The organism is Aeromicrobium alkaliterrae, assembly GCF_039529015.1.
Lineage (GTDB): Bacteria > Actinomycetota > Actinomycetes > Propionibacteriales > Nocardioidaceae > Aeromicrobium > Aeromicrobium alkaliterrae.
On record NZ_BAAAME010000003.1, the window covers coordinates 47,513 to 48,404 of the forward strand.

Annotated in this window: 1 protein-coding gene; it reads right to left on the bottom strand. The window is 72.5% G+C overall.

What is annotated here, in order from left to right:
* Window positions 1-13: 13 nt before the first annotated feature.
* The gene (locus ABD127_RS07770) at window positions 14-571 is read right to left on the bottom strand and encodes an LPXTG cell wall anchor domain-containing protein (RefSeq protein WP_344199596.1); all 558 of its coding nucleotides are present in this window, start codon (window positions 569-571) and stop codon (window positions 14-16) included.
* Window positions 572-892: the final 321 nt, after the last annotated feature.

Sequence of the window (892 nt, forward strand, 5' to 3'; positions counted from 1 at the left end):
AGTGACGCGCCTCTCAGGATCGGCGGCGTCGCGCGGCCAGCGCGCCTCCACCGAGCACGAGCACACCGCCGACGACCAGCAGCCAGAGTCCCACCTCGGTGCCCGTCGTCGGAAGGATCCCGCTTCCGTCACCCCCGACGGAGCTGCCGAGCGGGAGCAGGGTGATGACGTTCGAGGCCGACGCGGTGCCGCCGCCCGGGCCGAACGGCGTGTACTCGCAGGTGGCCGTGACGACGGTGCGGGTGACGTCGCGCACGACCTTCGTGCCCAGGCGCAGGTCGTAGGTCGCCGACCCGCCGCCGACGAACGACTCGACCAGGTCGGGCGAGGTGCTGACCCGCAGGACGTTGCAGACCACGGGGACCTGGACCCCGTCGACCGTGCGCGTGACCGTGACCGGGACGCGGACGACGTCGCCACCGATCAGGGTGCCGCCACCGATCGTGACGACGACCCCGTCGTCGACGACGTAGCCTGCGCGGACCTCGGCGTGGGCCGCCCCGCCGGCCACGCCTGCCATCACCACGACCAACGCCAGAACGGTCGTGAACGACCTCAGGACTCGACGCATCGGACTTCCTCACTGCTGCAGCTGACGGTCGCCGCCACAGCCCCAGCGGGGGTGTCGCGACCCTTCTCGGCGAGGTGACGTCCGAGCGGCACGATCATGACGCCACTGTGACGCACCCCACATCGACGCCGCCGTCGGTGGCGGCGCGATGGACGCCACGACCTGGTGGCGTCACACCTCGAACGACGTGCCCTCCGCAGGGTCACGGCCAGCCGGCCCTGATGGGCCAGATGCCCCCCCGAACGGGGGTCACGCCCCTCCCGAGCGTCGGCGAACGCGGCTCGGCCCCTCGCAACGTGGAACCGGCCGGTCGGACCCCGA

Bases quoted from the DNA above. Each gene is read 5' to 3' on its own strand.
- ABD127_RS07770 (WP_344199596.1), bottom strand. From the start codon at position 571: ATGCGTCGAGTCCTGAGGTCGTTCACGACCGTTCTGGCGTTGGTCGTG.